Below are 13,238 nucleotides of genomic sequence, written 5' to 3'. Positions count from 1 at the left end.
GGGGCGGAACCAAAGGCGATGGAGTTCCACCCCTCGCCCACGTCAGTGGGAGAGGGAGGGGCCCAAGCCTGTCAAGGCTTGGGAGGGTGAGGGTCTGCCATAAAAAAAGCCCGCCCCGGCAGCAGCGGAGCGGGCCTTTTCAGGGTGCGGCGAAAGGTCGGCCGTTACAGCGTCACCACCTGTCCCGACTTTGCCGACTGCGCCGCCGCTTCGGCCAAGGCCAGCGCGCCGACCCCATCCGCATAGGTGATGGCGGGAGCGGCCTTGCCCGACAGGATGTCGGCGAAATGGTCCATTTCCAGGCGGTAGGCGGCGGCGTAGCGGTCCAGGAAGAAGTTCTGCAGCCGGTCGGCGGCGGCCCCTTCCGCCCCCCAGACGGACACGGTGCTTTCCAGCACATTGTCGGCCTTCACCATGCCCCTGGACCCGAACGCCTCGATCCGCTGGTCATAGCCGTAGCCGCTGCGCCGGCTGTTGGAAATGACGCAGAGCTTGCCGCCGTCGGTGCGCAGCAGGATCTTGGCCGTGTCCACGTCGCCGGCTTCCCCGATGGCGGGATCGACCAGACAGGAGGCGGCGGCATAGACCTGGGTCACCGGTTCGGCCAGCAGCCAGCGGGCCATGTCGAAATCATGGATGCTCATGTCCTTGAAGATGCCGCCCGATACCTTGATGTAGGATACGGGCGGCGGGGCGGGATCGTGGCTGGTGATCTGCACCGTTTCCAGCGCCCCCACGGCCCCGCTGTCCAGCCGCGCCTTCAGCGCCTGGAAATGCGGGTCGAAACGGCGGTTGAAACCCAGGAACAGCCGCGCGCCGCCCAGGGTGGCGGAGGCCGACCGGGCGCGTTCAAGGTCCTGATCGATGGGCTTTTCACAGAACACAGCCTTGCCGGCGGCCACCGCGCGGCAGGAATAATCCAGATGCGTGTCGGTGGAACTGGCGATGATCACGCCGGCCACCGACGGGTCGGCCAGGGCTGTGTCAAGGTCCGCCACCTGCGCGCCCGTTTCGGCGGCCAGGGACTGGGCAGCAGCGGCCACGGGGTCCACGATATATTTCAGGCGCAGGCCCGGATGGCGGGCGGCGTTGGCGGCATGGATGCGGCCGATGCGGCCGGCGCCGACAATGGCGATGTCGTGCATGTTAGGGTCCCTGATTACAGTTTAACGGGCTGGCCGGTCTGGACGGACAGGGCCGCCGCTTCGGCCAGGGCCAGCGCGTCGATGCTGGCCTGGTATCCGGTCTCCGGCTTGGCCGTGCCGGCCAGAACCTGGGCGAAATGGTCAAGCTCTGCCGCATAGGCGCCGGCATAGCGGTCCATGAAGGCATAGGGGAAGGCATCGGCCTGGGCGCCCGCCTCTCCCCAGACGCTGACGGTGCTGCGCACCTCATTATCCATGCGGGCCATGCCCTTCGATCCGAAAGCCTCGATCCGCTGATCATAGCCATAGCCGGTGCGGCGGCTGTTGGACAGGGTGCAGAGGCGGCCCGATCCGGTGCGCAGCACCAGCTTGGCCGTATCGACATCGCCCAGCCGTCCGATCTCAGGATCGACCAGACAGGAGGCCCAGGCGAAAATCTCCACCACCCGTTCCCCCAGCAGCCAGGGGGCCAGGTCCAGATCATGGATGGTGAAATCCTTGAACAGGCCGCCGCTGCCGGGGATGAAGCCGGGCGGCGGGCTTTCCGGATCGTGGTTCACGACATGCAGGGTTTCAAGACTGCCGATGGCGCCGCTGTCGATGCGGGCCTTCAGGGCGCGGACATGCCGGTCGAAACGCCGGTTGAAGGCCACGAACAGGGCCGGGGCCTCCGGCCCGAAATGGCCTTCGGCGGCGCGCAGACGCGCCAGGTCCAGATCCAGCGGCTTTTCACAGAACACGGCCTTGCCGGCGCCCAGGCAGGCCAGCACATGGTCCAGATGGCAGTCGGTGGCGCTGGCCACGATCACGCCCTTCACATCCGTATCGGACAGGACGTCATCCAGGCTGGCCACGCGCGCACCGGTGCGGCTGGCCAGACGGTCGGCCGCGTCGGCGCGCGGGTCCACGATATAGGCAAGGTCGAGGCTGGGATGGGCGGCGGCATTGCCGGCATGGACCCCGCCCATCCGGCCGGCCCCCAATTGTGCGATCTTGAACATGGAACCTCCCCTGGACGGTCGCTTGCCGTCCTTGTCGGAAACAGGCTTTATCATGGAACGAAAATTCTTTCTATTCAAAAAATGGAATTCATCTGCCGTTCAGCTTCAAGGGTCGATATTCCATCCCGGAACGGATATTCTATCTGAAAGCGTGTTGGAACCGAGGGGCATGATGGAAGAGGAAATGTCGGATCTGGCGGCACCGCCCGCCACGGCGGAGGAATTACGGGCCCTGATCCTTGAACGCTATGACGGCTTGTCGAAGCGGTTGAAGCAGATTGCGCGCTTCGTTCTGGACCAGCCGAACGAGACGGCGCTGGAAACCCTGGCGGTGATTGCCGAACGCACCAATGTGCAGCCATCGGCCATCATCCGCTTTGCCAAGACCTTCGGCTTTTCCGGTGCCAGCCAGATGCAGCGGCTGTTCCGTGATGGTCTGGTATCGGGCAATGCCGCGTTGAACTATGGCGAACGGGTGCGCAGCTTCGCGCAGAGTGCCGTCACCAATCCGGCCCGCAACCCGGCGGAGCTTCTGTCGGAATTTGTGGGCGGCAATGTCCTGGCGCTGCAAACCCTGGAACAGCCGGCGACGGTGGAACAGGTGGATGCCGCCATCCGCCTGATCCAGGCGGCCGACACGATCTATGTCGCGGGTTTCCGCCGGTCGTTCCCGGTGGCGTCGTATCTGGCCTATCTGCTGCAGCAGGTGGGGCGGCGCACCATCCTGGTCGATGGGGTGGCGGGGCTGGCGCGGCAGCAGATGTCGGCCATCCGCAAGGGCGACCTGCTGATCGGCATCTCCTACCAGCCCTATGCGGGGGAGACGCTGGAACTGGTGGAACGCGCGGTGGAGCAGGGGGCCGATATCCTGGCCATTTCCGACAGTCTGGTCAGCCCCATCGCCAAGCCCGCCACCTGTGTGCTGCAGGTGCGTGAGGCGGAGGTGCGGGGCTTCCGGTCGCTGGCGGCCAGCATCTGTCTGGCCCAGGCCCTGGCCATCGGGCTGGCCTTCGCGGCCGAGGAACAGCCCGAGGAGCCGGCGCCCAAACGGAAAGGGAAGAAGGGCTAGCGGTGGATTATTCATTCTATTTTTAAATGGAATGAAATTTCCATTGCATTCCACGGTGAAACGCCATAGCTATGGAGACGGAATTGACGGCCCGGTGAACGGGTCCACGCGACACGCATGGGGAGTGTTGAATGCCCTCTCAGGAGCAACAGACCCTGGACCTTCTGGCCATCGGCCGGTCCAGCGTCGATCTTTACGGCCAGCAGGTCGGCGGGCGGCTGGAGGATATGGCTTCCTTCGCCAAATATGTCGGCGGCAGCCCCACCAACACCGCCGTGGGCGGCGCCCGCCTGGGCCTGCGCACCGGCCTGTTGACCCGTGTCGGGGCTGACCACATGGGCCGGTTCATCGCCGAACAATTGGCGCGGGAAGGGGTGGACACCAAGGGTGTGATTGCCGACCCGGCGCGGCTGACGGCTTTGGTCATCCTGGGAATCCGCGACCGGCAGAATTTCCCGCTGATCTTCTATCGCGAGAATTGCGCCGACATGGCGCTGGTGCCCGAAGATGTGGATCTGGAACTGGTGGCCCGCGCGCGATCCGTGCTGATTAACGGCACCCATCTGTCGCAGCCGGGCGTGCGGGCCGCCAGCCTGAAGGCCGCCCGCGCGGTGCGAGCGGCGGGCGGGCGCGTCGTGTTCGATATCGATTACCGCCCGGTGCTCTGGGGGCTGACCGGCCGTGACGCCGGCGAGAACAGGTTTGTTGCCGATCAATCCGTGACCGACAGTTTGCAGGAGGTTCTGCCGCTCTGCGACCTGATCATCGGGACGGAGGAGGAGGTGCATATCCTGGGCGGCAGTACCGACACCATCGCCTGCCTGCGCGCCATCCGGGAACAGACGGGCGCCCTGCTGGTCACCAAGCGGGGTCCCCTGGGCTGTGTCGCCTTTCCCGGCGCCATCCCCGACAGCCTGGATGACGGCGTTGGCGCGCGCGGCTTCCCGGTGGAGGTCTATAACGTGCTGGGCGCGGGCGATGCCTTCATGGCGGGGTTCCTGCGCGGCTGGCTGCGCGACCTGCCGTTGGAACAATGCTGTGAACTGGGCAATGCCTGCGGGGCCATCGTGGTGTCGCGCCATGGCTGCGCGCCCGCCATGCCGACCTGGACGGAGTTGCAAAACTTCCTGGGTGAGGGGGAGCGCCCCTTCCGCCTGCGCGAGGATGCGGATCTGGAACATGTGCATTGGGCGACAACACGCCAGGGTTCCTATCCGGAACTGACGGTGCTGGCCATCGACCATCGCAGCCAGTTCGAGGATCTGGCCGCCGAACTGGGCGTGGATATCGCCCTGGTGCCGGCCTTCAAGGATCTGGCCCTGTCGGCGCTGGACCGGGTGGCGGGGGGTGATCCGCGTTTCGGCGTGCTGCTGGACGGGCGGTTCGGGTTTGATGCGCTGGCACGGGCCGGTGACTTTCCCTACTGGATCGGCCGGCCCATCGAGGAGCCGAAATCGCGGCCGCTGGCCTTTGAAAGCAGTGCCGATGTGGCGACGGAAATCGCCGAATGGCCGTTGAATCACGTCGTGAAATGCCTGGTCTTCTATCACCCCGATGATCCGGCCGACCTGCGCGACCGTCAGGAACGGCAGGTGCTGCGCTTGTTCGATGCCTGCCGCAAGACCCGGCATGAATTGCTGCTGGAAGTCATCATGCCTGTGGGAAGCAAGGTGGACAGCGACACCATCGCCCGCGCCGTGCAGCGCTTCTATGATCTGGGTGTGCGGCCCGACTGGTGGAAGCTGGAGCCGGTGGAGGACGAAGCCGCCTGGGGCCGTATCTCGCAGGTGGTGGAAAAGAACGACCCGCTGTGCCGGGGCATCGTCCTGCTGGGCCTGTCGGCGCCGGAGGAGGAACTGATCGCGTCCTTCCAGGTGGCGGCCTCCTTCCCGCAGGTGAAGGGCTTCGCCGTGGGCCGCACCATTTTCCACGATGTGGCCCGGCAATGGCTGACCCGCAGCATTGATGATGAACAGGCGGTCACGGCACTGGCCGGCAAGCTGACCCGACTGGTCACGGCCTGGCGGGGTGCCCGCGAACAGGGGATGCGCGCATGAACACGATCCGACTGACCGCTGCCCAGGCCACAGTTCGCTGGCTGGCGGCGCAGAGCGTGGAGGGTGACGGGGGACCGGTGCCCTTCTTCGCCGGGGTCTGGGCCATTTTCGGCCATGGCAATGTCGCCGGTCTGGGCGAAGCGCTGCACGGCATCGGCGATGCGCTGCCCACCTATCGCGCGCATAATGAACAGGGCATGGCCCATGCTGCCATCGCGTTTGCCAAAGCCAGCAACCGCCGCCGGGCCATGGTCTGCACCAGTTCCATCGGTCCCGGCGCCACCAACATGGTGACGGCGGCGGCGCTGGCCCATGTCAACCGCCTGCCGGTGCTGTTCCTGCCCGGTGATGTCTTCGCCAGCCGCCGGCCCGACCCGGTCTTGCAGCAGGTGGAGGATTTTGGCGACGGCACCGTGTCGGCCAATGATTGTTTCCGGCCCGTCAGCCGCTATTTCGACCGGATCGCCCGGCCGGAACAGTTGCTGGACGCACTGCCGCGCGCCATGGCGGTGCTGATCGATCCGGCCGATTGCGGGCCGGTGACGCTGGCCTTCTGTCAGGATACGCAGGCGCAAGCCTATGACTGGCCCGAAAGCTTCTTCGAACCGCGCCTCTGGCATTTCCGGCGGGTCGAACCCGATCCGCGGGAACTGTGGATGCTGCGCGACCGTCTGTCCAAGGCCAAACGGCCGCTGATCATCGCCGGCGGCGGGGTGCATTATGCCGGTGCGGCCGACATCCTGGCCGATTTCACCCGCGCCACCGGTGTGCCGGTGGCGGAAACGCAGGCCGGCAAGGGAGCCTTGGCCTGGAACCATCCCGCCAATCTGGGCGCCATCGGCGTGACGGGCAGTGCCGTTGCCAACAAGGCGGCGGACGAAGCCGACCTGATCATCGGCATCGGCACGCGTCTGGCCGATTTCACCACCGGATCGCGTCGCCTGATCCATAATCGGGGCCGCGATCTGGTGCAGGTGAATGTCGCCGCCTTCGACGCGTACAAGCAGGGCGCCCTGCCGGTGGTGGGCGATGGTGCCCGTGTCCTGGACCTGCTGGCGGCTGGCCTGTCCGGCTGGACCGCGCCGGCCGGCTGGGTTGCCGCCCTGGCCGATGCGCGGGCGGCGTGGGATGCGCAGGTCGAGGCGGTGACGGCCCCGCCCGCCGGTCCCGGCCTGCCCACCGATGCGCAGGTGATCGGCGCGGTCCAGAGATCCTCCGCCCAGGATGCCATCATGGTCTGCGCCGCCGGCGGCCTTCCGGGGGACCTACACAAGCTGTGGCGGGTGAAACGGCCCGGTGGCTACCACATGGAATATGGCTATTCCTGCATGGGGTACGAAATCGCGGGCGGTGTCGGCGTGGCCATGGCGCAGCCGCAGCGGCCCGTGCATGTCATGGTGGGTGACGGTTCCTACCTGATGATGAATTCCGAACTGGCCGTGTCGGTGATGCTGGGCACGAAGCTGATTGTCACCCTGCTGGATAATCGCGGCTTCGGCTGCATCAACCGGTTGCAGGCGGCCACGGGCGGGGCGCCCTTCAACAATCTGCTGGCCGATGCCCGCCACCGGGTCATGCCCGACATCGATTTTGCGGCCCATGCCGCCAGCCTGGGTGCCATCGCCGAGAAGGTGGCGGATATTGCCGGGCTGGAGGCGGCGCTGGCCCGCGCCCGCACAGCCGACCGCAGCACGGTGATTGTCATCGATACCGACCCGCGCCCGTCCGATGCCGGTGGTGGTGCCTGGTGGGAGGTGGCGGTGCCCGAAACCTCCCCGCGTGAGCAGGTGCGCCAGGCGCGCGCCGCCTATGAGGCCAAGGGTCGTGGAACATGATCCTTGGCGGCCAGCGACCGCTGGCCCGCGCCCTCATGGGCGCGTGAGCCAAGCCGCCGGACGGCGGCGCCCGGCGCCTGAGGGAACAATTCTAGATCAAAATCGAAGGCCTGTGACCATGAGCATCCGTTTTGGCGTCAGCCCCATTGCCTGGATCAATGACGATATGCCCGAACTGGGCGGTGACACCCCGCTGTCCACGGTCCTGTCGGACACGGCCGAGATCGGCTTCACCGGCATCGAACTGGGCGGACGTTTCCCGCGCGATCCGGCGGCCCTGCGCGACCTGCTGGGCAGTTACGATCTGAATCTGGTCGGCGGCTGGTACAGCGGCAATCTGCTGGTCCAGGACGCCGACACGGAGATCGCGGCCTTGCAGCCGCATCTGGCGCTGCTGAAGGCGCTGGGCACCGATGTTTTTGTCTTTGCCGAGACCAGCAACGCCATCCATTGCCGCAAGGAAATCCCGCTGAACGACACGCCGTCCCTGAATGAGGCGGAATGGGTGCAGTTCGGCGCGCGGCTGACGGCGGTGTCGGATTATCTGAAGGGCCAGGGCATGCGCATGGCCTATCACCACCATCTGGGCACCGTGGTCGAACGGCCGGCGGACCTGGACGCCTTCCTGCGCCATACGGGGCCGAGTGTCGGTCTGACCGTGGATACGGGACATGCCGTGCTGGGCGGGGTCGATCCGCTGGCCCTGCTGCGCGACCATCCCGAACGTGTGGCCCACGTCCATTGCAAGGATTACCGCGGGGATGTCTTTGCCCGTGTGCGGGAAACGGGGATGAGTTTCCTGGAAGGGGTGCTGGCCGGCATGTTCACCGTGCCGGGCGATGGCGGCATCAATTTCGGCGCCGTGATGCGTACCCTGGCCGATATCGGTTATAGCGGCTGGGTCATCGTGGAAGCCGAACAGGACCCGGCCATCGCCCCGCCGGCCGATTATGGCCGCATCGGCATCCGCACCTTGACCGAGGCCGCGACGGCGGCGGGCCTGACCGTGGTGGGGAGGGGATCATGAGCCGGCTGCGTGTCCGCCCGACGGCCCCCGATGCCGATGGCCGCACCCTGTCGGTGACGCCGGAAAGTGCGGGCTGGGGCCATGTCGGCTTTGCCCTGCACCGGTTGACACCAGGACAGAGCCTGTCCGGGCATGAAGCGGATCGGGAGCTTTGCCTGGTGCTGGTCACCGGTACGGCGCGGATTGTGGCGGGGGAGGTCGATCTGGGCCTGACCGGTGGCCGGGAAAGCCCGTTTGTCGATGCCGCCCCCGGTGCCGCCTATATCCCCGCCGGGGTTTCTTACACGGTGACAGCGGAAGGTCCCGTCGAACTGGCCGTCTGTTCCGCGCCCGGCCGGCCCGGCGGCGAGGCCCGCCTGATCGAACCGGCCCGCATGGGGCGGGAGGTGCGGGGGCAGGGGACCAATACCCGCCATGTGCGCAACATCCTGCCGGAAGGGGAGCCCGCCGACAGTCTGCTGGTGGTGGAGGTGATCACCCCCGGCGGCCATTGGTCCAGCTATCCCCCGCACAAGCATGATACGGCGCGCGAGGCGGAGACCTTGCTGGAGGAAACCTATTACCACCGCCTGAACCCGCCACAGGGCTTTGCATTCCAGCGTGTCTATACCGATGACCGGTCGCTGGATGAGACGGTGTGTGTGGAGGATGGCGATGTGGTGATGGTGCCGCGCGGGTACCACCCGGTCGGCGCCCCCCATGGCTATGATCTTTATTACCTGAATGTGATGGCGGGGCCGGAGCGCAAGTGGCGCTTCCACAATGACCCCGCCCATGAATGGATCATCACGGGAACGCGCTGACCGCCGTTTCCCGCCTTATCAGGAACCTGAACGATGCGCGAGATTTCGCATTTCATCGACGGGCAGCGCGTGCCCGGACGGTCCGGCCGCTATGCCGATGTGTTCGACCCCAATTCCGGTCAGGTCCAGGCCCGTGTGGCGCTGGCCAGTGCCGGCGAACTGGACGCGGCCATCGCGTCGGCGGCGCGCGCACAGCCGGCCTGGGCCGCCATGAACCCGCAGCGCCGGGCCCGCGTCATGTTCAATTTCAAGCATCTGCTTGAAAAGCACATGGACGAGCTGGCGCATCTTCTGTCGTCCGAACATGGCAAGGTCATTGCCGATGCCAAGGGCGATATCCAGCGCGGGCTGGAGGTCATTGAATTTGTCTGCGGCATCCCGCACCTGCTGAAGGGTGATTATACCCAGGGGGCCGGGCCGGGCATCGACGTCTATTCGATGCGCCAGCCGCTGGGCGTGGTGGCCGGCATCACGCCGTTCAACTTCCCGGCCATGATCCCGCTCTGGATGCTGGGGCCGGCGGTGGCGGCGGGCAATGCCTTTATCCTGAAGCCGTCGGAACGCGACCCGTCGGTGCCGGTGCGGCTGGCCGAACTGCTGATGGAGGCGGGGCTTCCGCCTGGCATCGTCAATGTCGTGCAGGGTGACAAGGAGGCGGTGGAAGGCATTCTGGACCACCCGACCATCCGTGCCGTCAGCTTTGTCGGGTCCAGCGATATCGCCCAGGCCGTCTATCATCGCGGATCGGCCGCCGGCAAGCGTATGCAGTGCATGGGCGGGGCCAAGAACCATGGCATCGTCCTGCCGGATGCCGACCTGGATCAGGCCGTGGCGGATATCATCGGGGCTGCCTATGGCTCCGCTGGTGAACGCTGCATGGCGCTGCCTGTGGTGGTGCCGGTTGGGGAGCGCACGGCCCTGGCGCTGCGGGAAAAGCTGGTGACGGCCATCGGCGGCTTGCGGGTGGGTGTGTCCACCGACGAGCAGGCCCATTACGGCCCCGTCGTCACCGCCCAGCACAAGGCCCGCATCGAACGCTATATCGCGATGGGGGTGGAGGAAGGGGCCGAACTGGTGGTCGACGGGCGGGGATTGAGCCTGCAGGGCCATGAGGAAGGCTATTTCCTGGGGCCGACCCTGTTCGACCATGTGAGGGCGGACATGCAGGCCTATCGTGATGAGATTTTCGGGCCTGTGCTGCAGATCGTGCGGGCCGACAGCTTTGCCGAGGCGCTGAGCCTGCCGACCCGTCACGCTTATGGCAATGGCGTCGCCATCTTCACCGCTAATGGCGATGCCGCCCGCGAATTTGCCGATCAGGTGGAGATCGGCATGGTTGGCATCAATGTGCCGATCCCGGTGCCCGTCGCCTATCACAGCTTCGGTGGCTGGAAACGGTCGGGCTTTGGTGACCTGAACCAGTATGGCATGGACGGGGTGCGTTTTTTCACCCGCACCAAGACCGTGACCCAGCGTTGGCCCCGCCGCCAGGGGGCGGTCGTGGACCAGAGCTTTGTGATCCCGACGATGCGGTAAGCGCATCCTCGGCTTACCCCCATGGCAGGGGGGCGTTTTCCCTTACAAAAATCCTCAAGGAATGGGAGATCCCGAGACCATGCGTGCCCTGATCCCTTTTGCAGCATTGCTGTTGCTGGCCGCTTGCGGCAATGACAAGCAGGCCGTCCCGAAGGCGACAGCCGATCTTGTGCTGGTGAAGCCTGTGGCGGAAACCGCGCCGGGTCTGCCGGACAGTGTGCAGACCGGCGATGCGGACGATCCGTCCTTCTGGCTGCACCCCACGGACCCGGGCAAGAGCCTGGTGATCACGGCGGTGAAGGGATCGGGCCTGCGGGTCTATGATCTTCAGGGCAAGCTGGTGCAGCGGATCGATGCCCAGCCTGACGGCCGCTATAACAATGTCGATGTGGCCTATGGGCTGAAGCGCCCCGACGGCACCAGCATCGATATCGCGGTGGCCAGCGACCGGGGCCGCGACCGGCTGATGGTCTGGGCCATTGATCCCGCCAACCCGACGGCGCCCCTGACCGATATCAGCGACCCGAACCAGGGCCAGGTCTTCCCCACGCGCCTGTCACCCGATGGCAAGGCGGAGATCGACAATCCCGTGACCGATCAGGCCAGCGCCTACGGCCTGACCCTGTGGCAGGACAAGGCGACGGGCGAGGTGCGGGCCGTGGTGGCGCAGCGCAACGCGGCGCGGCTGGCTGAACAAAGGCTGGTGGTGAAGCCCGACGGCACCGTCGGGCACGAGCGCACCCGCCATTGGGACTTCCCCACCACCCATAAGGGCCAGAACCTGTGGGCCGAGCATGAGGATGATCCCGAACAGGACTGGTCGCCGCAGTTCGAGGGGCTGGTGGTGGATGCGGAAGCGGGCATCCTGTTCGCAGGTCAGGAGGATGTGGGCCTGTGGCGCGTGAACCTGAAGACGGGCACGGCCGACGCCAAGCCCTTCTATGAAACGCGCGGATCGGTGAAAAGCCCGTTCAACAATCCAGACAGCAAGGTGGCGCGCGATGTCGAAGGGCTGGCGCTTTATCGCGGCGCGGACGGCACCGGCTATCTGATCGCGTCCAGCCAGGGCGACGCCCATGGTGATGGCGGCCATTCCGACAATGGCGGGCTTGACGACAGTTTTGTCCTCTTCGAACGCGGCGGGGACAACCGCTATCTGGGCAGCTTCAAGCTGACGGCCAATGGCCCCATCGATGCCGGCCAGGAATGTGACGGGGCCGAACTGGTGTCGATCCCGCTGCCCGGATATCCGCAGGGCCTGCTGATCGTGCAGGACGGATACAATGATGACCTGAACGGCATGAGCGGTGAGCCGGGGGCCACCAACTTCAAATATGTGTCCTGGGCCGATGTCGTCGCGGCCTTGCCGCAACTGACGGTCAAGGAAGGCGGCTGGGCGCCGCGCTGAGGCACCGGGCGCGGCATTTGCCAGACGGGCGGGGATGCGGGATCATCGCATCCCTGTAGCCCATGGACGCCTGGAGATGCCGATGCCCTTCCGCCTTGCCCGACCGGCCGCCGCCCTTGTGCTGGTGCTGGGCCTGCTGGTCCCGGCGGTGTCGGCGCAGGTGTCGCCCAGCCAGCAGGAGGCGCGGCGGGCGCTTTACGGGGACAAGCTGAACAGCCTGACCTTCCGTCATATGGACGAGATGTTTGATACCGCGCCCGTGCCCAGCGGCCGGCAGACATGGCGCCTGCCGGAGGCCATCACGGCCCTGGATATCCTGTATGAGTTCGACGGCCAGCGCCGCACGACCGCCGATTTTCTGGAGCGGACGCGCACCAATGCCCTGCTGGTCATCCGCGACGGGCGGATTGTGCATGAAATCTACCGCAACAATAGCGGGCCGGAGAGCCGGTTCATCTCCTTCTCCATGGCGAAATCCATCACCGCCATCCTGATCGGGCAGGCCATTGCCGATGGCTTGATCGGCGGGGTGGATGACCCGCTGACCCGCTATGTGCCGGAACTGGCGGGCGGCGCCTATGATGGTGTGACCATCCGCCAGGCCCTGTTGATGCGGTCGGGTGCGGCGTTCCGGGAGACCTATGGGTTTGGCCAGAAAAGCCAGATGGAGGAATTGTACGAAAACAGCCTGGTCACGGGCCGGCAGCGTTTCACCGACCTGGCCATCGGCATCGACCGCGCCCATCCGCCCGGTGACTTATTCAATTATTCGACGCTGGAGGCCGGCGTCCTGGGCTGGGTCCTGGAACGCGCGGTCAAGCGGCCGCTGGCCGATTACATGGCCGACCGGCTGTGGAAGCCGGCGGGCATGGAGGCGCCGGGATATTGGCTGCTGGACGGGCTGCCGGGTGTGGGCCGCGCCTGGGCCGGGGCCGGGTTCAATGCGCGGCTGCGCGATTATGGCCGCCTGGGCCTGATGATGCTGAATGGTGGCAAGGCCAATGGCCGGCAGGTGGTGCCTGCGTTCTGGGTTGCGGCATCGACCATCCCGCAGGGGACGGAACCGGCGGCGCCGGACCGGGTTCAGGGCTATCAGTATCAATGGTGGACCCTGCCGGACAGCGACGCCTATATGGCCAAGGGCGTGCATGGCCAGTTCATCTGGATCGATCCGGCCAGCAAGACCGTCATCGTGAAACTGTCCTACTGGCCCACCGCCTGGGTGAAGACGCTGGAGAATGAGACCTTGGCCTTTTTCCAGGCCGTGGCCGCCCGCCCATAGGGGCGGTGAAATCCGCCATCAATTGACGATAAGGCGAAAATGTGGCGATGCCGACCATCGTCACTTTCCACGCCG

Annotated in this window: 10 protein-coding genes; 8 read left to right on the top strand and 2 right to left on the bottom strand. The window is 66.0% G+C overall.

The genetic code is table 11. From position 1 onward, the window contains the following. Window positions 1-164 precede the first annotated feature (164 nt). Window positions 165-1,145: an inositol 2-dehydrogenase gene (gene iolG, locus KBA48_RS03625; protein WP_292903630.1), complete on the bottom strand. Its 981-nt coding sequence runs from the start codon at window positions 1,143-1,145 to the stop codon at window positions 165-167. Between the two features lie 14 nt (window positions 1,146-1,159). Then, window positions 1,160-2,146, bottom strand: coding sequence for a Gfo/Idh/MocA family oxidoreductase (locus KBA48_RS03620; RefSeq protein ID WP_292903629.1), 987 nt, complete (start codon window positions 2,144-2,146; stop codon window positions 1,160-1,162). Window positions 2,147-2,315: 169 nt separating this feature from the next. Here KBA48_RS03620 and KBA48_RS03615 point away from each other — a divergent pair, with 169 nt between their 5' ends. The 8 genes from KBA48_RS03615 to KBA48_RS03580 all read left to right on the top strand — a co-directional run bounded on the left by KBA48_RS03615 (window position 2,316) and on the right by KBA48_RS03580 (window position 13,163). Next, entirely contained in the window at window positions 2,316-3,215 is a 900-nt protein-coding gene (locus KBA48_RS03615; protein WP_292903628.1) for a MurR/RpiR family transcriptional regulator, read from the top strand. Between the two features lie 131 nt (window positions 3,216-3,346). Further along, window positions 3,347-5,272, top strand: coding sequence for a 5-dehydro-2-deoxygluconokinase (gene iolC, locus KBA48_RS03610; protein ID WP_292903627.1), 1,926 nt, complete (start codon window positions 3,347-3,349; stop codon window positions 5,270-5,272). After that, window positions 5,269-7,107 (top strand): 3D-(3,5/4)-trihydroxycyclohexane-1,2-dione acylhydrolase (decyclizing), encoded by a 1,839-nt coding sequence (gene iolD / locus KBA48_RS03605; protein ID WP_292903626.1) that lies wholly within the window; start codon window positions 5,269-5,271, stop codon window positions 7,105-7,107. Before iolC ends, iolD begins: the two co-directional genes overlap by 4 nt. Window positions 7,108-7,225: 118 nt before the next feature. Next, complete coding sequence (gene iolE / locus KBA48_RS03600) at window positions 7,226-8,134, top strand: myo-inosose-2 dehydratase (protein ID WP_292903625.1); 909 nt, start codon at window positions 7,226-7,228, stop codon at window positions 8,132-8,134. Continuing rightward, window positions 8,131-8,937, top strand: coding sequence for a 5-deoxy-glucuronate isomerase (iolB, locus tag KBA48_RS03595; protein ID WP_292903624.1), 807 nt, complete (start codon window positions 8,131-8,133; stop codon window positions 8,935-8,937). Before iolE ends, iolB begins: the two co-directional genes overlap by 4 nt. Before the next feature lie 33 nt (window positions 8,938-8,970). Further along, the gene (locus tag KBA48_RS03590) at window positions 8,971-10,473 is read left to right on the top strand and encodes a CoA-acylating methylmalonate-semialdehyde dehydrogenase (RefSeq protein ID WP_292903623.1); all 1,503 of its coding nucleotides are present in this window, start codon (window positions 8,971-8,973) and stop codon (window positions 10,471-10,473) included. 79 nt (window positions 10,474-10,552) lie between these two features. Beyond that, window positions 10,553-11,881, top strand: a complete 1,329-nt coding sequence (locus KBA48_RS03585) for a phytase (protein ID WP_292903622.1) — start codon at window positions 10,553-10,555, stop codon at window positions 11,879-11,881. A gap of 82 nt (window positions 11,882-11,963) precedes the next feature. Next, the gene (locus KBA48_RS03580) at window positions 11,964-13,163 is read left to right on the top strand and encodes a serine hydrolase (RefSeq protein ID WP_292903621.1); all 1,200 of its coding nucleotides are present in this window, start codon (window positions 11,964-11,966) and stop codon (window positions 13,161-13,163) included. Window positions 13,164-13,238 lie beyond the last annotated feature (75 nt).

The organism is Niveispirillum sp. (assembly GCF_017996735.1).
Taxonomy (GTDB): Bacteria; Pseudomonadota; Alphaproteobacteria; order Azospirillales; family Azospirillaceae; genus Niveispirillum.
This window is presented reverse-complemented; position numbering and strand designations above follow the sequence as displayed.

Bases quoted from the DNA above. Each gene is read 5' to 3' on its own strand.
- iolG (WP_292903630.1), bottom strand. From the start codon at position 1,145: ATGCACGACATCGCCATTGTCGGCGCCGGCCGCATCGGCCGCATCCAT.
- KBA48_RS03620 (WP_292903629.1), bottom strand. From the start codon at position 2,146: ATGTTCAAGATCGCACAATTGGGGGCCGGCCGGATGGGCGGGGTCCAT.
- KBA48_RS03615 (WP_292903628.1), top strand. From the start codon at position 2,316: ATGATGGAAGAGGAAATGTCGGATCTGGCGGCACCGCCCGCCACGGCG.
- iolC (WP_292903627.1), top strand. From the start codon at position 3,347: ATGCCCTCTCAGGAGCAACAGACCCTGGACCTTCTGGCCATCGGCCGG.
- iolD (WP_292903626.1), top strand. From the start codon at position 5,269: ATGAACACGATCCGACTGACCGCTGCCCAGGCCACAGTTCGCTGGCTG.
- iolE (WP_292903625.1), top strand. From the start codon at position 7,226: ATGAGCATCCGTTTTGGCGTCAGCCCCATTGCCTGGATCAATGACGAT.
- iolB (WP_292903624.1), top strand. From the start codon at position 8,131: ATGAGCCGGCTGCGTGTCCGCCCGACGGCCCCCGATGCCGATGGCCGC.
- KBA48_RS03590 (WP_292903623.1), top strand. From the start codon at position 8,971: ATGCGCGAGATTTCGCATTTCATCGACGGGCAGCGCGTGCCCGGACGG.
- KBA48_RS03585 (WP_292903622.1), top strand. From the start codon at position 10,553: ATGCGTGCCCTGATCCCTTTTGCAGCATTGCTGTTGCTGGCCGCTTGC.
- KBA48_RS03580 (WP_292903621.1), top strand. From the start codon at position 11,964: ATGCCCTTCCGCCTTGCCCGACCGGCCGCCGCCCTTGTGCTGGTGCTG.